The following is a 20,320-nucleotide window of genomic DNA, read 5'->3' as shown; positions in this document are numbered from 1 at the left end:
GAACTGCTTCAAAACGGTCTTTTTTATGCGAGATAGCAGGAGGCTTCGTATGTGGAATGAGTTCCTGCCTGCTAGCTCCATGTTCGATGTACGAAATCGGCCACAAGTAAAAAGATAACGTAAGAGATAATAGCGGATGCAATATACGTTATCCCTACCTTTATACGTTGCTGGAATAAACGCACTACGCCGAGACTAAGCAGCGGACAAACGATGAGCAGGAAAAATAAAATCGTAACGAATAATTGTGGCGAGATCGAACTAATATCTACATACGTCATGGATATACACCTCTTCATAAACGTTGACTCTAAACAGGACAGGTATCTTCTGGCTCTGAAATTATCCTTTTTCTTGGCGTGTGATACATATCACAGTATCTATTATAGCGTTTTCACGGCTGTTCGTCTGTTATTTCATTTCCAATATTAAGGCGAAATTAAGGCGAATTCATGACGGCTAAAAGAGTGCAGGCAATCATTGACAGGGTCAAAGCGAGGATTGTACGATGTGGGTACTGACAAACAGAAAGAATAGGAAGGCGAGGAGAGCGATCGATGATGCAGTATATGGTTGGGATTGATCTGGGCGGAACGAACATTGTATGTGGATTGGTCAATGAGCAGTATGAGCTGGTAACCAAGGTGAAGCGTCCAACTGAAGCAGACCTTGGTGTAGAGCATGTCCTGAGCAAAATGTCTGAGATGGTCGATGAATTGTTCGTTAAGGCTGGGGTGGATCGCAGTCTTCTCGTAGCGGTAGGAGCAGGAATTCCGGGCTTTATTGATCCAGAGCGAGGCGTAAGTATTTTTGCATCGAATTTGAAGTGGAACAATGTGGATGTTTCTGGTCGGCTTGGCGCAAAGGTAGGGGTGCCAGTCTTTATTGATAATGACGTCCGAATGTATATATTCGGAGAAGCGATGAGCGGTGCGGGGCGAGGTGCAGGGATTGTTCATGGTGTCACCATCGGTACAGGACTCGCTGCAGCGACGGTTGTTCATGGCGAACTGCACTATGGAAGCGGGTTCATGGCGGGTGAATTGGGACACGTGGCCATTGATGGCGAGACTACGCCGTGCGGCTGCGGCTTGACGGGATGTTTGGAGACCGTCGTATCTGCTACAGGTATTGCTCGTCAAGCGAAGGAAGCACTTGAGCAGGGTCGCGAGAGCATGCTGCGTACTCCTTATGAGCGCGGTGAATTGACAGCAGCTCATGTCTCGCAAGCGTACGATGAAGGCGACAAGCTCGCGATCGAGATTATGAATTATACCGGACAGGTGCTAGGAAAAGGATTGGCGTATTCCATTTCCCTGCTCAGTCCGGACGTAATCGTAATCGGCGGCGGTGGTGCACTTGCAGGCGAACGAATTTTGAAGCCGTTGCGGGATACGCTAAAACAGTATGTGTATCATGGATATTTAGAACGGTTGACGATTCGCCAGGGCGAACTGATTGATGACGGCGGTGTGATTGGCAGTGCGGCATTTGCTAAGAGTCGTGCAGAGAAGCTTGGTCACGTGTCGTTATAAATGTATGGTAAATCAAAACGAAAAATAAGCAGAAGGAGGTAGATCAGATGACAGTACGGGATGTCCAAGATTTCTTCTCTGGTACGGATATCACTGAGGGGATGCTTCAAGAGCGTATTATCGCGATTTTTCGTGGGTTTACGGCCGAACAGGCCAATATGGCCGCAGAGGCACTTGTGGAAGGCGGCATTCGCTTTATGGAAGTAACGATGAATACAGCAGATGCTGCGGAAATCATTTCCCATTGGCGCGAACGATTTGCAGGGCGGGCTTATATCGGTGCAGGCACTGTTATTGATATTGCCTCTGCTCGTGAAGCCCTGACGTGCGGGGCACAGTTTCTGATCTCTCCGAACTTAGACGAGGAAGTAATCGCATATGCGGCGGAACGAGGCGTCGATGTATGGCCCGGGGTATTGACACCAACGGAGATCGTGCGCGCATGGAAGGCAGGTGCGAAGGCAGTCAAGCTGTTCCCGCTAGGATCACTTGGTCCAGAATATGTTCGGGAGGTTCGCGGTCCTCTTGGGCACATTCCGATTATTGCAACAGGCGGAATTGATATGCATACGTTAGCTTCATATGGTGCCGCTGGTGCTTCTGCATTCGGATTGGGCTCCAAGCTTCTTCCGAAGGATGATATCTTGTCGGGCAATTACGAAGCGCTGGCTGTAAATGCAAGTCAATTTGTTGATATGGTGCGCAAGCTCCCCTGCTCTCATTTACCGTCAACCAGAGAGCGATAGAGAATGATCGGGTGTGAGATTATAGGAATACGTTAATGATATACATACAGTTTACATCCAGCCGGTTCTGTGGGTATGGTGTGTAAAGAGAGGTGAATCATGTATGACAATGCTGTGGACATATGGAGTAGGTTCACTTGTTCTTGCTGGAAGTGCGGCAAGCGGTGCCTGGATGCTCGCTGTGAAGAGCCAGTCCCCGCGCCCGATTCCCATTCAGAAGGAACCGGATCGTCCCTTTGATCGAGTAGTGTTCCAAGGGACTGCGACACTGCAAGGCTGGTTCATCTGGGGCAAAGGGAATACACCTGCGAAGCGAGCTCCGGTTATCGTCATTTCTCACGGGTGGGGATCGAATCGAGCGCGTGTCATGAGGTACGCTGACCCGCTGGCAGATGCGGGTTTCAATGTATTGGTATATGATGTGACCAGCCATGGAGAGAGTGGAACTGTAAAGGCTCCTTCGGCGCTGTTGTTTCGTGATGATTTGCTGGCTGCGGTTCGATACGTGCGCCAACGGCCAGATGCAGACCCAGAGCGAATTGCAGTTCTCGGGCACTCTTTAGGGGGATTCGGTGCTGTTTTGGCGCTGGAGGAAGGACTGAATGTACAGGCGATTGTAACGGATTCCATGCCATCCCGTCCATTATCTTTAGTGGAGGCTGAGCTTCGTCGGCGCAAGCTGCCAGCATTCCCGCTTGCAGTGGTCATTCCGCGTATTTGGCTGTATCGTTCTCGCATTCCGGTTTCCGTTTATGACAGATTGGATGTCGCACAACTATTAGCGGCACACTATGAGCGCACGCAAGGGGATACTCCTGTCTACATGATTCATTCACGGCAGGATGGATTCATCCCTCCAACGGAATTGGAGCAGCTCATTGAGCGCTTGCCCTATAAGCAGCCGCATCTGATTGTCGATACGAACGGACATAGCTGCTCGGAGACGGATCCGCGTTTTTGGACGGAAGTAATCCCGTTCTTCAAGCGCCAATTGAAAATAAACGAAAGTTAGCAAGCTCATAAGCCCATCTTTGTCATCCAAGTTGCTTCTTGGCGCAGAGTGGGCTTCTTCGTTTTTCACTTTTAACAGATTCTATGTAACTTTTTTAATTTTTTTATAGGCAAATGCTCCATCTGTTCGCTACCTCTCGTCATATTCCTCATGTCTTCATCGCTATGATTTTCCGCAATACGATGCAATTCCCGGCTCTTGCTGCCGCAGCTTGTCGAGCACAACAGAAAGGCAGCGAATTCTCACTCGCTTCTAGAGTGCTATAACTAGACAGTATTTGCGATAGCACTATGTTACGCTACCTAGCACACAAAGGCGGATCTGTTCCGCTGATGCGAAGGTGGTGAAGGCATGTACATTGATTCAGAGGTTCCATCCCGCTTGGAGCGGCAAAGGCGGGGCCAAGTGAGGAAATGGATTCGATTCCCAAAGTTCTCTATCTTCCGGCTGCTTATGCTCGGAAGTGTTTTGCTAGGAATAGTGGTCGGCTTTGCCTTATGGCCCACGGTTGAGGCTCGCTCCTCGATGATTGCCTTACATAGTCAAGCAGAAATGAGCCGATGGCTAAGCGAGCAATTTACACGAAGAGAAACGGTAATCTCGTTCCGATATGAAGGTGACACGAAGTCGTTAACCGAAATGGCCGGTCAATCTTTATCGGCTGCCCTATATTCGGATCCGTTCATTCGGTACAATGTCAGCAGATACTCTTATCAATGGAAGGGCAGCACAGATTCCGCTGTAGTCAATGTGTATGTAGACTATCGCGAAACGTACGAGCAGTCACAATATGTAAGGCAGCAAGCGAAAGAAATTGTGAGCCGAATTACGAATGCGGGACAATCCCCACATGTAAAAGTAAAAGTGATTCATGATTATATTGTCAGTCACGTTGCCTATGATGAAAGTATGACGAAATTCACCGCCTATGAGGCGTTAACCGAGGGTTCAACTGTATGTCAAGGATATGCACTGCTTATGCAGGCTATGCTTGAAGAGGCTAATATTCCTTCCAAGATCGTCGAAGGCAAGGCAGGCGGGCTGCTGCATGCATGGAACCTGATTGAACTGGATGGGCAGTGGTATCATGTGGATGCAACATGGGATGACCCACTCCCGGATCGCGGGAAGCTGGTGCGCTACACGTACTATATGCGTACAGATGCGGAAATGAGAACCGATCACGATTGGAACGAAAGTGCGGAGCTTCCGAAGGCTGATGTCCCATATGAGCGAGCGCTTGAGCAAATGCACCAAGGGACAGATCAAGGCATGCGTTCCTTTGTTAAAGAGCTGGAACGCGGCTGGAGTCCGGACGTGCTGCTTCCAGAACGGGAGGTCAAGAATGTAAGTGACCTTGTGGAACGCTATCAGTCTGCACAGAAGGTGAGGCGGGAACAGTTCCAGGTTCGTTATACAGGCAGCGAGCTTCAGCTTCGCGCTGATCTGCATGATATGATGGACAAGCTAGGGTTATCTACACCGTTCGAATATAGAGTATCTGTGTTGAATAACAGTGACGACCTTCTTGTTGATATTGAGCTCCAGAAATAAGAAGGGTGGAGTCGCAGCCGAGGTAAAGATTGTTTGATGTAGAATAATAAAAGGCCCTGTTCACACGTGACTAACGCGTGAAGCAGGGCCTTATTCTATGCAATGTAAATTATTTGTGATCAAACTTGCAGTCTTGAAGCGGGATCACCTTTGTACGATTCTTCCACTTATAGCCGAACCATACGATCAAGAAGAGCGGCAGACCAATGTAGGTCATTATCAGCCCTTTCCAATCGATTGCTTCCCCGAGGAAGGCTTGGTAGTTCTGACCCAGTACGACGAACATACATAGTAAGAAGGCAAAGATCGGTCCGAACGGGAAGAAGCGGGCACGATAAGGCAGTTCCTTCAAATCATGGCCTTGCTTGTTGAAGGCCCGACGGAATCGATAATGACTGACCGCAATACCGAGCCAAGCGATGAATCCACACATGCCAGATGCATTTAACAGCCATGTGTAGACAATTCCATCTCCGAAGAAACTGGCTAGAAACGCCATCATACCGATAATACTCGTCATAATCAAGGCATTGACAGGTACACCGCGCTTATTCAGCTTGCCCAGGAACTTAGGCGCTTTGCCTTCCTTCGCAAGTACCCAGAGCACGCGCGTTGATGCATACATGCCAGAGTTGCCCGCAGACAGCACAGAGGACAAGATAACTGCATTCATAACCGAAGCGGCGAATGCGAAACCGGCCTTCTCGAATACGAGCGTAAATGGGCTCGCATTGATGTTGTTTACTTCACTGGACAGCAAGCTTGGATGAGTATATGGAATAATCATTGCGATAATAAAGATCGCCAGGATATAGAATAGCAAAATGCGCCAGAATACTTGCCGAATGGCACGGGGCACACTCTCGCTTGGGTTCTCACTTTCGCCTGCGGCAACACCGACAAGCTCGGTTCCTTGGAAGGAGTATCCGGCAGCCATAAATACGCCAAGAATCGTAAAGAATCCGCCATGGAACGGTGCGTCGCCGATATGGAAGTTCTCGAATCCGATGCGTTCTCCGCCAATGATGCCGAATATCATCAATACGCCTGTAATTAGGAAGATAACAACTGTCGTTATTTTAATAATGGCGAACCAATATTCAGACTCTCCGTATCCTTTAACAGAGATATAATTTAACAGAAAGATGATGCTTAAGAACAGGAAGCTCCATAGGAAGGAGTTGCTGTTCGGGAACCAGTATTTAATGATCAATGTAGCTGCGACTAATTCAGAGGCGATTGTAATCGCCCAGTTGAACCAGAAGTTCCAGCCGAGCGCGAAGCCGAAGGCTGGGTCGACGAATCGTGAGGCGTATGTGCTGAATGAGCCGGAATCCGGCATGTATGTTGCAAGTTCGCCAAGGCTCGTCATTAAGAAATATACCATGATGCCGACTGCTGCATATGCGAGCAGCGCACCTCCGGGACCTGCTTGCGCTATAGCTCCGCCGCTGGCAAGAAATAAACCAGTACCGATTGAGCCGCCGAGCGCAATCATGGTGAGGTGGCGTGTTTTCAGGCTTCTGCGAAGCCCTTGCTCTTTCTGTTGCTGACTCAAGTCACTCACTCCTGTTCTAAATCTTAGTATTGCCGGAAAGGAGCGGAGAACATAAAAAAACCGCTGAAGCGTATACGTTCAAACGGTCTGACCGTCCCCATCATACCCTTCCTTAAAGATAGCGCATCATACGTAGACGGGTAATCTTCATATGACAGTGCCGTGCCTATTAGACAGCGACCCCAGCACGCGTACCGGAAGCGGATAACGCGAACTTCGGCGGTAGTTCCTTTTCATTCGAATCATCGGCTCTTCCTGCCTCCGCGAATGTACTCTTAACAACCGCAACCTCTACCTCATCGTGGAATAGGATGAGGATTTGTTGCACTATGAAGATGGCATAGCCATCATTGTTGCCTATATTCGCTAAGTATAAAGAAACTAGGTTGTAAGTTCAATGTTAAAAAGTAGAAATAGGCAGAAAGTATAAGTGCAAGTAGAGAGAGAGTTGTGTATGAAATCAAACATTTGAGCTGAAATATCCAAAAATATATTTAAAAAAGGAATTTTACTCCTTGCAAGCGGTTTCGCACATGGTATAAGATGGATGCAAAGAGAAAGCGAGTTGGGAAACTTCCGTATTAACCATCGACAGACACTGTAGGGAGGCATAGGAAATGAAGAAGGTTACTGTAGCATTGCTAGGGGCAGGTCAACGTGGTGAAATCTATACCGATTACGCAATTGGCCGCTCAACTGAAATGGTAGTTGTCGCTGTGGCGGATCCGAGTCCAGCTCGTCGTCAGCGCATTGCAGATAAGCACGGTATTCCGGCAGAACGCCAATTTTCTTCGTGGGAAGAGCTGTTCTCGCAGCCAAAGCTTGCTGACGCTGTATTTATTTGCACACAGGATAAGATGCATTATGAGCCTACTATGGCAGCATTGGGCGCAGGCTATCATGTTATGCTGGAAAAGCCAATGTCTCCTGAGCCAATAGAATGTATTAAGATGGGACAAGAAGCGAAGAAGAGAGGCCTCGTTTTCTCTATCTGTCACGTACTGCGTTATACGAACTTCTTCTCCACGCTAAAGCAGCTGCTGGAGGAAGGAAGAATCGGCCGCCTTATGTCCATTCAGCATAATGAAAATGTGGCGTACTGGCATCAGGCGCACAGTTTCGTCCGCGGGAATTGGAGCAATTCCGCAGAGTCCTCACCGATGATCCTGCAGAAGTCTTGTCATGATATGGACATCCTGCTGTGGCTGGCTGGTGCTGAATGTACCCATGTATCCTCCTTCGGTGCCTTGTCTCACTTTCGTTCGGAAGAGGCTCCAGAAGGCGCAACGAAACGCTGTCTGGATGGATGTGCTGTGGCTGATGAGTGCCCGTATTATGCGCCAAAGTGGTATTTGACAGATGATATCGGCTGGCCAACATCAGTAATTGCAGATGATATGAGTTATGAATCCCGCCTGCAGGCCTTAAAGGAAGGCCCGTACGGCCGCTGCGTCTACCATTGCAACAATGATGTGGTAGACCATCAAGTGGTGAATATGGAATTCGCGAATGAGGTAACCGCGGTATTCACGATGACGGCCTTCACGTATGACTCTGGCCGCACGTTGAAGTTGATGGGAACGACTGGTGAAATTCGCGCTCATATGGAAAAGAACGAAATTGAAATTATCCATTTTAAAAATGGTTTCAGAGAACTGCTCAGTCTGCAAGCGCCAGGCGGACATGTAGGCCACGGCGGCGGCGACCAAGGCCTTGTGAAGGACTTCCTAAAGCTGGTACAAGCAGGAGGTGCAATTCAGGGGCGCACATCGGCAGACATTTCGGTACAAAGCCATATGATGTCCTTCGCTGCGGAAAAGGCGCGCCTGGAGAAGCGTACCATTTCGATTGAAGAGTTCGTCCGCGAGCAATTGGCTGGCGAGGCGGAGCCTGCAATAAACTAATTCCATATACGAAAGTCAGAAGCTCTCCGTATTAATCGCGGAGAGCTTTTTCTATTTCAGGATTGTCTCGTATTTCGACCTTGACTAACCGATCGATTGCTTCATGAAGCGAGGGTAACGCGCCCAAGCGAGTGCGAGTGCGATAATTCCGATACCGAGCAGGATGATAGCATTCAGCCATACGTCCGGTACATGAGCACCATGCGAGATAATGCGCTTCAGTGCATCCTGCGCCCAATATTGAGGGAGCATGTGGCCGATCGTTTGCATGAACTTCGGCATCATCTCATGCGGGAACCAGAGTCCGCCGATCATGGCTCCGCCAAGCGCGATTAATTGTGTCATAGCAAGGCCTTGATTCTCTCCCTTTGCGATAAGGGAAATCAGAAGGCCGAGGCCAGTTACACAGATACCAAGCGCCGCAATGATAAGCCCAACTGCCAGCACATCACCAAGCCGCATGCCGTATACAAAATGCCCGAACGACAGCAGCACCGCGCTTTGGAAGAGTACGACGATAATATAAGGGACCCACATGCCGACTAAATAAGTCAAAGGTTTCATGGGTGTACTGCACAAACGCGCCGTCATTCCGCTTTCTTTATCGCGTATGAAGCGGCGCACCATTGAGATAATAATGAAGAATACGAACATAACGGTATAACCAGGAACCACTTGACTAATCATATCTACGGGAACAACATTCTCCATTTGCTCCTTAACGGTCATTGGGGGAGTAAAGATTTGCTTCATTTCCTCGCCCGTAATTCCTTTGCCTGCAAGCTGCTCCGCAGCGCTCGCCTGACGCTGCTCATCGACGATTCGCCCAAGCAGAGCCTTAATAGGAGCTGTTGATGTGTTGTCATTCTCATCGCGATAAAGCGTCAATTCAGCTAGAGTCTTGCCCGATTTCATGCTTGCTTCGAAGCCTTGCGGAATTAGAAGCAGTGAAGATTGCCTACCGTCACGGATGCTCGCGATTTGCTGATCAATCGTGCGTTCTGTATCTTCCTTCAGTTGAAAACCTTGCACCTTGGCTAACGATGCTACAATCGCTTTCGAAGCGGGGGACTGATCCTGATCGACATAATTTAACGTGATGCTGGAATTCCCCATATTCCCGAAAACAGAAGCAAACACAACAATAAAGATAATCGGCATCAGAATCAGCCAGAAAAATGTCCCCTTTTCCTTAAACAGCAATTGAATCTCCTTGCGAGTAAAGCTGGTAATCATTCGGTTTCTCCTCCTTGAAAGTTACACTCCTATACATGTTTCTCGGTCTGAGCTTCTATTAAGCATCCCGAAGGGACGTTCCCGTCAAATTCAAGAACACGGTCTCCAATGAAGGTTGAACGATTTCGAGACGAGTAACCTTTACATGATTCTCAAGACAATGTGCAGACACGCTGTTCATCGTCTTGAGTGTATCGTCGGTATCAATAATCCAGCCCTTTTCTTGGGCAGTCACTGTACCGGGAATCGAGTCGAAGGAAATCGCAGCTTGTTTATCCATTTCGACATATACGGAATTAGTTCCATACTGCGCAAGCAACTCATGCAGACCGCCTTGGGCGATAACAGAACCGTGATCGATGATGGCGAGTTCCTCGCAGAGTGCTTCGACTTCTTCCATATAGTGAGTCGAGTATATGATGGATACCCCTTCTTGCTTCAGCTTGCGGATCATTTCGAATATATGATTGCGCGATTGTGGGTCAATGCCGACAGTAGGTTCATCAAGAACAAGCAGCTTCGGACGGTGGAGGAGTGCAGCAGCGATATTCACGCGGCGCATCATACCACCAGAGAAGGTGCCAACGGCGTCCTTGGCGCGATCCAGAAGCCCGACCTGTGTCAAAACGGTTGAGATGCGTTCCTTCAACGGGCTTCCTTTTAAGCCATACATTTCTCCAAAAAACTTCAAATTATCGTACGCGCTGAGCTTCTCATACAAGGTGATGCCTTGGGGGACATAACCGATTATGTTCCGTACCTTTGCGGCTTCTTTGACTGCATCTATCCCAAATACATGCAAAGCGCCACTATTCGGCTGGAGAATGCCAGAGATGATCTTCATCGTTGTCGATTTGCCGGCGCCGTTGGGGCCGAGTAGGCCGAAGCAAATTCCCGGACGGACTTGAAATGAAATATTGTTCAATGCAGTGTGGCTGCCATACTTTTTGTGCAAGTTCGATACTTCAATTGCCAATGACATACAGGTTCCTCCTTAATTCAAGCGAGTTCCAAATTCCGATAGTTGAAAATCCCAGATTATTGGGAAATGAGTTCTTTTTTCATTAATGCAGAAGAGGCACTAATAAACAGAATAGTCATTATTAAGAATGCTGCTGCGATTATACCGATTTGATCTGCTGATAACACGGATAGTATGTTGAAAGTGACATTATCCCCAGAAACTTGGGCACGATCCAGCCGAGTTAACCAGAAGATGGAGTTACCCGTCAATCCGTAAACGATCCATAGAATAGGCGTTAATGGCTTCAAGCTGGAACGGGATACGATACTCGTTAGAATGCCGAACGCGCTCATAACGGGAATGGTCAGCATGATGATGCCGTACCAAATCATAGATTCCTTCAGAAATACGCCATACATGGCTAAGCTCAAAGTCCCTTTTACGAGCAGTGCGTAGATAACGAACAACTGCATAGCGAGCCAAGCCATTACATAGAACGTGAAAGACATGAATGAACTGACAAACCACTTGGATAGGATCAGTGTGCTTCTCGAATAAGGAAGCGTCAGCCACCAGCCGATGGTTCCGTTTTTCCATTCCCGCTTTACAAGCCCGTATCCCAGCACGAATGTCATATAAGGGAACCCGATGGTGATGATCAGAATGCTATTCGGTTCAAAATGCTTGGCGTTCATAGTGATAAACACGAATAAAAGGATGATTCCAATCGCCCAGTATACAAGCGCCCATTTATTATTGTTGGATTTTGCTTTATGACTGCGGCGCTTAAGCTCATCTTTGGCCAAGAAAAACATTGCACGTAAATCCATTTCTATTCTCCTTCCTTGTGACGATACAAATTGCGGTACAGCGATTCCATCGAGCCATGTTCGCTGCGCAGTGTTTCAACGTCGCCCTGAAGCAGTACTTGGCCGTTATCTATGAATACGACATAATCGAATATCCCTTCTGTCTCGTGAATCTCATGGGTACTAATAAGAACGGTCTGATCGCGTACGGTCAAATTGTCGATAATCGATGCAATGATCCGCTCGCGGGACAGTAGATCGATGCCGGAGAACGGTTCATCCAAGATGAGCAACGGAACATGGCGTGCCATGCAAATGGTTAGCATTAACCTTGCCTCTTGCCCGCGTGACATGCCCTGCGTTGGCATATCCTGATCCAGCTTCATGAAGGCGACAAGCGCATCGGCCCGCTCCCGTTCAAAATTCGGAAGAAGGTTCTCGGCCCAATCCAAAGCGCGCTTCACGGTATGCCCCTCGAACCAGCGGGCACGATCGGGCAAATAGGAGATATCACGGTTCGTCTGCCACCCAGGCGTACGTCCAAGAACTTCCAGTTTGCCTTGATCCGGCTGTATGAGTCCGGTAATCATGCGGAATAGAGTGGACTTGCCCGCTCCATTCGCTCCCAAAATACCGATAACCTTGCCTGCCGGTATTTCAAGCGAGAAATTGTGCAGGGCCAGCTTCCTTCCGTAGCGCTTCGTAATATGTTCGGTCCGTATTGCAATGGACTGACTCATCCTTCTTGTCCTCCCTTATGCGTTAATAGGTGCTGAATATCGTCCAATGTAAATCCAATGCTGTACATTTTCGATAAAAACTCTTGTATCGCTTCTTCAGCTAAAGAAGTGCGTATGCTTGCAACTGCCTCAGCATTCGACGTAATAAATGTACCTTGTCCCCGGCGCGTCTCCGTCAATTGATCCCGTTCGAGTTCTTGGTAGGCGCGCATGACGGTGTTCGGTGTAATCTTCAGAGCTTGTGCAAGCTCTCGGACAGAAGGAATTTTCTCACCCAATGCGATTTCCCCTTTCGCGATGGAGCTTCGGATTTGATTAAGTACTTGTTCGTATAGTGGTTTGCTTAAGTCCAACGTGAATCGCATTCCGCCAACAATCACGTCATTCAATGAGCTCCCTCCTTCGGTGTATCACTTGTATGTAGTGTATTATATCACTTGATACACTTAATACAATAGGCAAATGAAAAAAGTGTTAAAAAAATCACGTGAGCCTGGAAATTGGGGCATTTAAACAGTATGGTGATCAGGAATGTGCCGATAGAATTGAATAAATAAAAAAAAGAGCAGCTTTCCAGTGCTTGCACACGGATTGCTGCCCTATGGCCTTATCAATTTATTTAGACGACTGATTGTCTTGTCCGCGCAGACGAGCCATCTGCTGCCATACGGTGCCGACTGCCTCTTCGCCGGAGCGAATGCGCTCGATTGCCATGCGTGCTTGCAGGGCAACCTCGAACTCGTTATCCTGTGCGGCCTGCTCAAGTGCTGCCAGCGCACGCTCATCGCCGGCTTCATAGAGGAAGCGGGCTGCGCGCCAGCGGACGAGTTTATTTTTATCCTGCAATGCTATAATCATCGGCTCGATTGCGATTGGATCGCCGATATCAGATAGCGTATCTCCAGCTGTGCGTCGAACGCTTACAGATGTATCCTGAAGCGCTTCGATAAGGAGCGGCATGCATTCGTCGGTTTTGATTTCTCCTAAGTATACTACAGCGAGACGACGGATCTGGCTTTGCTCGTCATGAAGAGCCTTCGCAATAGGTTCTAGTCTCTCCGGTGTCGGTTCCATCCGATCCAAGGCCGCATACCGCATGCGCCAATCCGGATTGTTCAGATGCTGCTTCAATTCTTCATCCGACCATTCTCGGCGTTCCTCAATGAATGGCTCATCCGTACGACCCTTCGCAATGGCTTGCTTTACAAGGGAGGCCACTCGTTCTTCGGTATAGGCGGCCTCAAGCTCCTGTTCAACTTCACGAGCGATATCGGCAAGCTCTCCGTAACGGATGCCGTAGTCGCTAAGCTTGCGTTCTTTAATAAGGGTAGCGCTCGCAACTTCGGTTACTGCTCGTACGAAGCGATCGGACAGACCTACGCGTTCTTCTTGTCCATTGGCTTGAACCCGAATTTGCATCGGAATGCTGCGGAAGTATTGAACGTACACTTGTGCTTCCCCGAAGGATGTCCAGGAAGCCAGATCGTTCTCTTGCGTGCTATCCGCTTGGGATTGTCCGAACAGGCCGCGCACCTCTTCAAGGATGCGAGCCCAGTCGGCATTCGGAAAACGGTCAAGTGCGATAAAATCGGCAGTATGGAATACGCTCTTTACGCCCTCGATATCAAGCAAGCTGGCGATAATCGGAGGAGCGGAGCGTCGGTTATCTTCTGAATAGGTACGTCGAATGCCGGCAGGCAGTGTTTCGTCCAAGTGCAGCTTCATAGAATTCGGACTTGGAGTCGGTTCAATTGTGATTAAGTTCATTGACATGCACCTCCGTTGGCGTGTGGTTTGCTTCTATTGTATCGTATCGGAGTGTGAGGAACAATGAAGAGGGATAAGCTTGTTAGTGTCAACATGCCAGTACTGGTGCAGAGAAAGCAAAATGGCATTTTTCAATAAATAGTGGTTGGAGCTAATCATTTAGGGCAATACATAGTCTTCATCACTCGACCAACAGATAATAACGTGCATAGGATGGAAGGATGTCGTCAGGAAGTGAGCAGCTTAACATATCGGCATGAGAAGAAGGGCTTCTGCTGTAAATTTGGTGCTGCAGAAAGGTTCTGGTATGCTAAAGGGAGGATGCGGTTTGATCGACATTTGCTCCAATTGCAAGGGAACAGAATAGCCCTTGTCATTCGATCCGAACTATTCGCAAATGAGGTGGTGCTTATGAAGCGCTATTACGTCAACATGGACGATGTGACAACGGTTAAAGCATGGAATCAATTTCGGCGTTGGCAAGCTGAGCGCAAGGATAGATTAAAGACGAAGGACTATTCCTATGTCGTACCGAATGTAGAGCCGGACATAGCATTTTTGAACGCCAATCAAACAGAGACAACGATTACGTGGATCGGTCATTCGACCTTCCTGCTGCAAATAGGCGGCTTGAATATTGTAACGGATCCAATCTGGGCCACAAGAATGGCGACGCAAGCCAGACTTGCTCCGCCGGGCATTCCGATTGAAAAAATGCCTCCTGTGGACGTCGTTATTATTTCACACTCTCACTACGATCATCTGCATATAAAGTCATTACGGAAATTGACAGGGCCTCAAACTAAGGTGATTGTACCGGATGGTCTGCTTGGGAAGATGAATCGCAAAGGCTTTTCCAATGTACATGAGCTGGCATGGTGGGAGCATCTTACAATCGCAGAACGGGTGAAAATTACGTTCGTGCCGGCACAGCACTGGACACGGCGGACATTGACGGATATGAATCGCTCTCATTGGGGCGGGTACGTTTTGGAGCATGTATCGAGGGATGCAAAGGCGACGAAACGAAGTACAACTAAAGGTGCTTCAGAACCTTCAGTTTCTTCATGCAGGAAATCGAGTGACGCCCTTCCGTATAAAGAGGAACAGGGTGCCGCATATGAAACAATATATTTTGCGGGCGATAGTGGATATTTTCGCGGGTTTGAGCTAATTGGCGAGCGTTTCCGCATTGATGTCGCCTTGTTGCCTATCGGAGCCTATGAACCGGAATGGTTCATGTCACAGCAGCATGTCTCGCCAGAAGAAGCGCTGCAAGCTTTCGAGGATGTAAAGGCGGCAAAGATGATCCCGATGCATTATGGGGCCTTTAAGTTAGCTGACGATACGCCGAAGGAGGCGCTGGATCGGCTGGAAGCAGAACGGGTGAAACGGGGGATTGCTCAAGAGCGTGTATGCGTATTAGCGCATGGCGAGATATGGAACTTCGCAGAAGCGTTCGGACAATCCGTATCTGCACCATCCTCGTCTTCACGCGTGCGAATGGAATCGCAGTAAGACCACGCTTCGCGGCAGTATGCCTCCTGCGTTAATTGGTACGAATTCGTTATAACTGCGCGCAGTATTTTAAACAGACCAATACAAGCAGTTATATAAATGAATAAACTAGAAAAGGGAATCCTCTTTTGCAGAGGCTTCCCTTTTGTATTAGCGCTGACGCTTTTTATACTTGCAGTGATACCATTCTCATGTTCGATACTTGCTATCAACGGCGCTTGCTTACACGGCTGCTCAATTTTGACAGCTTTTTATTGTTCTGCACATATTGACGGGCAAGCTGGGCATTTTCTGAGCGGTGCATGTATGCGATTTCCCGCTGGAGCTTATGATAGCCGCGCAGCCTGCTTGCATCAAGCTCGCCGGTATCGATAGCTCCTCGTACGGCACAGCCGGGCTCGCGCTCATGCTTGCAATCGCTGAATTTGCATTGTGCAGCAAGGCTTTCGATATCCTCAAAGGTGTGCGACAAGCCCTCACTATCGATAGCCGTCATAGCTACTTCTCTCATGCCCGGCGTGTCAATGAGCCATGCGCCGTTGTGCAAACGCAGAAGCTCACGATGCGTTGTGGTGTGGCGGCCGCGGTCATCGTCTGCACGCGCTGCTTGCGTCAACATTTGCTCGGTGCCCGTCAACGCGTTGGCAAGTGTGGATTTGCCGACACCGGAAGAGCCAACCAACACGACAGTCATGCCTGGGGCAATGCGTGCGCGAAGATCATCCATGCCCTCGCCAGTCATAGCAGAGACGCAGAACACATCGACGCCGGGAACGGCCTGCATCGCTTGTGCCTCGAAGAGCTCAGGGTCGTCCGCCTCGTCGGCTTTCGTCAGCACGACAGCAGGCATGGCGCCACTGTCCCATGCTAGAGTGGCATAACGCTCCAAGCGCCGCGGCTCGAAGTCGCGAGACATGGAGGTAACGAGCAGGGCGAGGTCTGCGTTCGCCGCAACGATCTGCGTATCGCGTCTGCCCCCGGCTACCTTGCGTCCGAACATGCTGCGGCGAGGCAGTACGCCTACAATCGTTGCGCGTCCTTCTGCATGCCGAGGCGCCACTGCGACCCAATCGCCGACGGTCGGCCAATCGCTAAGTGTTTCCATTCCGGCACGTACCTGTCCAGACAGCTCTGCAAGCCATTCTCCATCGGTGCCAATAACGCGATAGAGATGCTTATGCGCCAGCGCAACGCGTGCGGGCACGAGCTGTCCTGCAAAACGGCGTGCAGCAGACTCTGAAAGCTCATTCAGCCAAGACTCCCACGTGTTGTTCCAAGCTTCATCGAAACCAAGATCACGCAGATCCTTGATTGTGCCATGAAATCCATCTTCGATATCGAGTGTGCTGCTCTCTAGCAGAGGCTCTTGCTGTGAGCAAGTATCTACTATGAGTTGTGTATCCAGTGTGTTGTCATTAGGTTTTATTGTTTCCAATCTGAATTCTCCCTTGTATGCGGCATTTAGCCGCTTCATAGTGAACTTGGTTGTACCTGCGAATGAACGACATTGCGGCATGGTCAAGTTCGGGAGAGACAGACGTTTCAAGCGACTCTAGCGTCGTCATGTATTGGGCTCAATCCATTGCATCATGCGCTAGGCGCTGAAATGTTCCTCCCGAACGTTATATACAATGCTTTTTACCATCTAACATCCCTCGCTTTCTTTTTTTAGAGGTAGTTCAAAAAGCCCGCTTTTAATCACGAAGCTGTACAGGAAGGAGATCTCTACGTCGAATCTTGCATTCACTCTCGAAGTCCAGTGCTCATGTAGTCTTGCCTACACTCCGCGCTTCCTTCTTCGAGTTCAAGCAACCTTCTTGGTGCTGAAAACCGATCTTTTTGAACATTCATTTGAAGAGGTAGTTCAAAAAGCCCGCTTCTAACCACGAAGCCCTTGTGAACCTCTGTAGGAATGGGGCATCCCCGACATCCGTTTGGAAATAGGGACACCTTCATTTTGATAAAGATGGAAATAGTATATACATAAAATACAAAAATGGCTATGTCTAACTCTACAAAGATCATGGTAAAAATGTTCAATCGTCGCATTATATTAATCCTTGTGCTATAATATCAGTTTGAAACCATTAATAGGCAAAGGACGGGAATGCCATGATTAGTACAACCGGCGTTACGCTCCGCTACGGGAAACGAGCGCTGTTCGAGGACGTGAACATTAAGTTTACGCCAGGGAACTGCTACGGCTTGATCGGCGCGAACGGTGCGGGCAAATCGACATTTCTTAAAATATTGTCTGGTGAAGTTGAACAGACAAATGGTCAAGTCAACATTACTCCTGGAGACCGTCTATCGGTCTTGAAGCAGGATCATTATGCATATGACGAGTTCAAGGTGCTCGATACGGTCATTATGGGCCATGAGCGTCTGTACTCGATTATGAAAGAGAAGGATGCCCTCTATGCGAAGGCAGACTTCACGGAAGAAGACGGCATGCGCGCAGGCGAACTGGAAGGCGAATTCGCTGAGCTCGACGGCTGGGAAGCGGAAGCGAACGCAGGCGAAATGCTTATCGGTCTCGGAATCCCTAGAGATTTCCATGATAAGCAGATGTCTGAGCTTGACGGCAACCAGAAGGTACGCGTATTGCTCGCACAAGCATTGTTCGGCAACCCGAACATCTTGCTGCTCGATGAGCCTACCAACCACTTGGATCTCGAATCGATCAACTGGCTCGAGAATTTCTTGATGGATTATGAAGGCACTGTTATCGTCGTATCTCACGATCGTCACTTCCTGAACAAGGTATGTACGCACATTGCAGATATCGACTTCGGTAAAATTCAGTTGTACTCTGGTAACTATGACTTCTGGTACCAGTCCAGCCAATTAGCGCAAACGATGATGCGTGATCAGAACAAGAAGAAGGAAGAGAAGATCAAGGAACTTCAGGCCTTCATTCAGCGCTTCAGCGCGAACGCATCCAAGTCGAAGCAGGCGACTGCACGTAAGAAGATGCTCGATAAAATTACGCTTGACGACATTCGTCCGTCGAACCGTAAATATCCATTCATCAACTTCAAGCCTGAGCGCGAAGCCGGCAAGCAATTGCTGACAATCGAAGGCTTGACGAAGACAGTGGAAGGCGAAAAAGTATTCGACAATCTTCACCTTGTTGTAAATAAAGGCGACAAGATCGCACTCGTAGGTCCAAACGGATTGGCGAAGACAACTTTGTTCCAGGTTCTCATGGGTGAGATTGAACCGGATGCAGGGACATTCAGCTGGGGCGTTACGACGACACAAGCTTACTTCCCGAAAGACAACTCCGCTTACTTCGATGGCGTTGAGGATTCCTTGGTTGACTGGCTCCGCCAATACTCCAAGGATCAAGACGAGACGTTCCTTCGCGGCTTCTTGGGCCGCATGCTCTTCTCTGGGGAAGAAGCATTGAAGAAAGCAAGCGTATTGTCCGGGGGCGAGAAGGTTCGCTGCATGCTCTCTAAGATGATGATGAGCGGCGCGAACGTGCTGCTGCTCGATGAACCGACGAACCACTTGGATCTCGAGTCCATTACAGCGCTCAACAACGGCTTAACTGACTTCGACGGCACAATGCTGTTCACGTCCCATGACCATCAGTTCATCGAGACGATTGCGAACCGCATTATCGAGATTACGCCGAACGGCATCATCGACCGTGTATGCACGTACGACGAATATCTTGAAAATGAAGAAGTGAAAGAACTGCGCAAGAAGCTGTATCCAGTAGAAAGCAAATAAGCGCAAAATAGATGAGAGGAAGTTCAAATAGCCGGGAGGCTGTTTGAACTTCTTTTTTTAGCAGTTCATGAACAACATACGAAAACCCGTGAGATCTACCGCATATAGTACGGCAATCTCACGGGCTTTTTCAATATAGTGCTACTTTGCTACCTGAATATCAAGAGTTTTTACGCCAAGAATGTCATCAAGCTGAGTCTCCATTTGCTTCTTCATAATCGTACTGCTCTTGATTGATCAAAACGGGCTTACATCTTTTGCTGGGCAGCAGCATCATCAAACTTAACTACCTTCATCACTTTATTTCCGTCTTTCGTCATGCCGTTAACCATGCCGGACTTCACTTCTATATTGATGCCAAGCTCTTGAAGCTGAGCTTTTACTTGTTCTTCGGTAAGCGTCCCCGCTTTCATTTGGTCAAGAATGGATTTCACTTTTCCCTTGGTTGCTTCATCAAGGGTATCCATCTTCGATTTATCCATCTTTACTTGGAAGTAATGACCCTTGCTGAAATCCACATCCATGTCGATGCCAAGCTCTTGCAGTTGGGATTTTACTTGTTCATTCGTAAGGGCTCCTGTTCTCATTTGCTCAAGAATTGCCTTCACCTTTTCTTTCGCAGCTTCGTCAAGGTTATCGAGTTTTGCTGCGCTTACCATTACGCCATGAGTTGCTTTGCTGAAATCCACATCCATGTCGATGCCGAGCTCTTGCAGTTGAGCTTTCACTTGTTCTTTCGTAAGGGAACCGGCTTGAGCTTGCTCAAGAATCGCTTTTACCTTTTCTTTGGTGGCGTCATCGAGATTAACAGAATTCACTTTGCCTAATTTAAACTTGATGCCGTCATGATCTCCTTTGATACCAAACTCCACATCGACGCCAAGCTCTTGCAGATGAGCTTTCGCTTGCTCTTTCGTAAGCGTTCCCTTCTGCATTTGCTCGAAAATCGCTTTTACTTTTTCTTTAGAAGTTTCATCAAGATTACTTGTTGCCTTTACCTTAATAGCAGTTGCTGCCAGTTGCCCTTGTCCGATAGATTGTGCTGGAACCTCAGCCGCGAATGCAGATCCCAAAGAGGCGAAGGTAAGTACAGCACCTAAAGCAGTTGTAGTTAATGTTTTTTTCATTGTCGTCAATCTCCTTTGCAGTCGTATTTTTGTTGACAGCCTCATTGTATGGCTTGTATCTGGAGTTATGATGAAGCTCGTGTAGAGTTTCAGTGGGGATTTCATGCGC

General features: G+C 48.5%; 17 protein-coding genes and 1 riboswitch. Of the genes, 7 read left to right on the top strand and 10 right to left on the bottom strand.

The window, feature by feature from the left end; translation table 11 throughout:
* Positions 1-71 precede the first annotated feature (71 nt).
* Positions 72-281 (bottom strand): hypothetical protein, encoded by a 210-nt coding sequence (locus tag NO352_RS18675; RefSeq protein WP_005544086.1) that lies wholly within the window; start codon positions 279-281, stop codon positions 72-74.
* Between the two features lie 279 nt (positions 282-560).
* Between NO352_RS18675 and NO352_RS18670 the strand changes: the two genes are divergently transcribed.
* From NO352_RS18670 to NO352_RS18655, 4 genes are all read left to right on the top strand, one after another.
* A complete protein-coding gene (locus tag NO352_RS18670) occupies positions 561-1,535 on the top strand; it encodes an ROK family protein (protein WP_289356472.1) in 975 nt (324 codons plus the stop codon).
* Between the two features lie 47 nt (positions 1,536-1,582).
* On the top strand, positions 1,583-2,281 hold the full coding sequence (locus NO352_RS18665; RefSeq protein WP_289356447.1) for a bifunctional 4-hydroxy-2-oxoglutarate aldolase/2-dehydro-3-deoxy-phosphogluconate aldolase: 699 nt from the start codon (positions 1,583-1,585) through the stop codon (positions 2,279-2,281).
* 103 nt (positions 2,282-2,384) lie between these two features.
* Entirely contained in the window at positions 2,385-3,293 is a 909-nt protein-coding gene (locus NO352_RS18660; protein ID WP_268622005.1) for an alpha/beta hydrolase, read from the top strand.
* Positions 3,294-3,644: 351 nt separating this feature from the next.
* Positions 3,645-4,847, top strand: coding sequence for a transglutaminase domain-containing protein (locus NO352_RS18655; protein ID WP_289356446.1), 1,203 nt, complete (start codon positions 3,645-3,647; stop codon positions 4,845-4,847).
* A 109-nt stretch (positions 4,848-4,956) separates the two neighbouring features.
* Here NO352_RS18655 and NO352_RS18650 read toward each other — a convergent pair whose 3' ends face one another.
* On the bottom strand, positions 4,957-6,405 hold the full coding sequence (locus NO352_RS18650; RefSeq protein ID WP_289356445.1) for an amino acid permease: 1,449 nt from the start codon (positions 6,403-6,405) through the stop codon (positions 4,957-4,959).
* Positions 6,406-6,516: 111 nt separating this feature from the next.
* A riboswitch (Lysine riboswitch) is annotated at positions 6,517-6,707 on the bottom strand.
* Between the two features lie 315 nt (positions 6,708-7,022).
* Here NO352_RS18650 and NO352_RS18645 point away from each other — a divergent pair.
* Complete coding sequence (locus tag NO352_RS18645; protein ID WP_289356444.1) at positions 7,023-8,309, top strand: Gfo/Idh/MocA family protein; 1,287 nt, start codon at positions 7,023-7,025, stop codon at positions 8,307-8,309.
* A gap of 84 nt (positions 8,310-8,393) precedes the next feature.
* Here the strand turns inward: NO352_RS18645 and NO352_RS18640 are convergent, their stop codons facing one another.
* The 6 genes from NO352_RS18640 to NO352_RS18615 form a co-directional block, all read right to left on the bottom strand.
* Positions 8,394-9,545, bottom strand: coding sequence for an ABC transporter permease (locus NO352_RS18640; protein WP_289356443.1), 1,152 nt, complete (start codon positions 9,543-9,545; stop codon positions 8,394-8,396).
* A gap of 58 nt (positions 9,546-9,603) precedes the next feature.
* Positions 9,604-10,527, bottom strand: a complete 924-nt coding sequence (locus tag NO352_RS18635) for an ABC transporter ATP-binding protein (RefSeq protein ID WP_289356442.1) — start codon at positions 10,525-10,527, stop codon at positions 9,604-9,606.
* Between the two features lie 56 nt (positions 10,528-10,583).
* Positions 10,584-11,339: an ABC transporter permease subunit gene (locus tag NO352_RS18630; protein WP_289356440.1), complete on the bottom strand. Its 756-nt coding sequence runs from the start codon at positions 11,337-11,339 to the stop codon at positions 10,584-10,586.
* Positions 11,340-11,341: 2 nt separating this feature from the next.
* On the bottom strand, positions 11,342-12,058 hold the full coding sequence (locus NO352_RS18625; RefSeq protein ID WP_289356439.1) for an ABC transporter ATP-binding protein: 717 nt from the start codon (positions 12,056-12,058) through the stop codon (positions 11,342-11,344).
* Entirely contained in the window at positions 12,055-12,447 is a 393-nt protein-coding gene (locus tag NO352_RS18620; protein WP_005544063.1) for a GntR family transcriptional regulator, read from the bottom strand. Before NO352_RS18620 ends, NO352_RS18625 begins: the two co-directional genes overlap by 4 nt.
* Positions 12,448-12,673: 226 nt before the next feature.
* Positions 12,674-13,825: a virulence factor gene (locus NO352_RS18615; RefSeq protein ID WP_289356437.1), complete on the bottom strand. Its 1,152-nt coding sequence runs from the start codon at positions 13,823-13,825 to the stop codon at positions 12,674-12,676.
* 411 nt (positions 13,826-14,236) lie between these two features.
* Between NO352_RS18615 and NO352_RS18610 the strand changes: the two genes are divergently transcribed.
* Positions 14,237-15,343: an MBL fold metallo-hydrolase gene (locus tag NO352_RS18610; protein ID WP_268599461.1), complete on the top strand. Its 1,107-nt coding sequence runs from the start codon at positions 14,237-14,239 to the stop codon at positions 15,341-15,343.
* A 208-nt stretch (positions 15,344-15,551) separates the two neighbouring features.
* Here NO352_RS18610 and rsgA read toward each other — a convergent pair whose 3' ends face one another.
* Positions 15,552-16,778: a ribosome small subunit-dependent GTPase A gene (gene rsgA, locus NO352_RS18605; protein WP_289356436.1), complete on the bottom strand. Its 1,227-nt coding sequence runs from the start codon at positions 16,776-16,778 to the stop codon at positions 15,552-15,554.
* A gap of 677 nt (positions 16,779-17,455) precedes the next feature.
* On the opposite strand from rsgA, the gene NO352_RS18600 reads away from it, so the two are divergent.
* Positions 17,456-19,084: an ABC-F family ATP-binding cassette domain-containing protein gene (locus NO352_RS18600; RefSeq protein WP_163975179.1), complete on the top strand. Its 1,629-nt coding sequence runs from the start codon at positions 17,456-17,458 to the stop codon at positions 19,082-19,084.
* Positions 19,085-19,332: 248 nt separating this feature from the next.
* On the opposite strand, the gene NO352_RS18595 is transcribed toward NO352_RS18600, so the two are convergent.
* Positions 19,333-20,211 (bottom strand): hypothetical protein, encoded by an 879-nt coding sequence (locus NO352_RS18595; protein ID WP_289356435.1) that lies wholly within the window; start codon positions 20,209-20,211, stop codon positions 19,333-19,335.
* Between the last annotated feature and the right edge of the window lie 109 nt (positions 20,212-20,320).

The organism is Paenibacillus sp. S-12 (assembly GCF_030363895.1).
Classification (GTDB): Bacteria; Bacillota; Bacilli; order Paenibacillales; family Paenibacillaceae; genus Paenibacillus_B; species Paenibacillus_B alvei.
Note: the sequence above shows the minus strand (reverse complement) of the source record. Positions and strands in the feature narration are given on the sequence as shown.

Bases quoted from the DNA above. Each gene is read 5' to 3' on its own strand.
- NO352_RS18660 (WP_268622005.1), top strand. From the start codon at position 2,385: ATGACAATGCTGTGGACATATGGAGTAGGTTCACTTGTTCTTGCTGGA.
- NO352_RS18635 (WP_289356442.1), bottom strand. From the start codon at position 10,527: ATGTCATTGGCAATTGAAGTATCGAACTTGCACAAAAAGTATGGCAGC.
- NO352_RS18655 (WP_289356446.1), top strand. From the start codon at position 3,645: ATGTACATTGATTCAGAGGTTCCATCCCGCTTGGAGCGGCAAAGGCGG.
- NO352_RS18630 (WP_289356440.1), bottom strand. From the start codon at position 11,339: ATGGATTTACGTGCAATGTTTTTCTTGGCCAAAGATGAGCTTAAGCGC.
- NO352_RS18595 (WP_289356435.1), bottom strand. From the start codon at position 20,211: ATGAAAAAAACATTAACTACAACTGCTTTAGGTGCTGTACTTACCTTC.
- NO352_RS18675 (WP_005544086.1), bottom strand. From the start codon at position 281: ATGACGTATGTAGATATTAGTTCGATCTCGCCACAATTATTCGTTACG.
- NO352_RS18670 (WP_289356472.1), top strand. From the start codon at position 561: ATGCAGTATATGGTTGGGATTGATCTGGGCGGAACGAACATTGTATGT.
- NO352_RS18640 (WP_289356443.1), bottom strand. From the start codon at position 9,545: ATGATTACCAGCTTTACTCGCAAGGAGATTCAATTGCTGTTTAAGGAA.
- NO352_RS18625 (WP_289356439.1), bottom strand. From the start codon at position 12,058: ATGAGTCAGTCCATTGCAATACGGACCGAACATATTACGAAGCGCTAC.
- NO352_RS18615 (WP_289356437.1), bottom strand. From the start codon at position 13,825: ATGAACTTAATCACAATTGAACCGACTCCAAGTCCGAATTCTATGAAG.
- NO352_RS18610 (WP_268599461.1), top strand. From the start codon at position 14,237: ATGAAGCGCTATTACGTCAACATGGACGATGTGACAACGGTTAAAGCA.
- NO352_RS18600 (WP_163975179.1), top strand. From the start codon at position 17,456: ATGATTAGTACAACCGGCGTTACGCTCCGCTACGGGAAACGAGCGCTG.
- NO352_RS18645 (WP_289356444.1), top strand. From the start codon at position 7,023: ATGAAGAAGGTTACTGTAGCATTGCTAGGGGCAGGTCAACGTGGTGAA.
- NO352_RS18665 (WP_289356447.1), top strand. From the start codon at position 1,583: ATGACAGTACGGGATGTCCAAGATTTCTTCTCTGGTACGGATATCACT.